Here is a 653-nt window from a genome sequence, read left to right on the forward strand (position 1 = left end):
CCTTTTGATCCTGTGCCTCGATAAGAATTGATCAGTGGAGACAGGTCGAGCTGGTCAACAACATCCACCACAAAGCGAGCCATATGACCTTCTGGAAGATAATCCTGGATGCTGGCAGGGAAAAGGTCGGGAGTGTTTCGGTCGACCGGTTTGAACTTCCACTTATTCATAGTGCTTTGAGTGTTACTGGTACTGGAATCAGGATTTTACCTGTTTTGCTGGTTAAGTCCGACAGGCTCCTAGGCCTGACTTACTGATGTGTGCATTAACTACCCGAAAACGTCTCCAAGCATGCATAGGCAGTATGCTCTGCTCTAAAGAAACCAAGAATGATACCTTGACTCCTCTGAAGCTTCTTAAGGCCTGATGAAATGGCTTTAAGAAATTGATCTTTCGTTCTTAAGATCATTCTTCCTATACATCCTGATTTCAGGAATCCCCAGACAAATTCATCAGGATTGAGCTCTGGGGAATAGGCAGGCAATACATGTATTCCCAATAATCGAGATTCTGATTTGAGGTAATTCTGAACTTTCTTTGCTTTGTGTGCCGGGTGACCATCGACTACTACTATGACTGGACGATCATGGCCTTTCAGCATCTGTTTCAGGAAGCGTATAAAAACATCTGCATTGAAACGGCCAGGTATTGTC

General features: G+C 44.3%; 1 protein-coding gene. It reads right to left on the reverse strand.

Features of this window, described 5'->3' with window-relative positions; genetic code table 11:
- Nucleotides 1-265: 265 nt before the first annotated feature.
- Nucleotides 266-653, reverse strand: a 388-nt coding sequence (locus tag WG89_RS29015) for a transposase (protein WP_172806969.1), incomplete at its 5' end; no start/stop codon positions are given.

It is taken from the genome of Endozoicomonas arenosclerae (assembly GCF_001562015.1).
Classification (GTDB): Bacteria; Pseudomonadota; Gammaproteobacteria; order Pseudomonadales; family Endozoicomonadaceae; genus Endozoicomonas_A; species Endozoicomonas_A arenosclerae.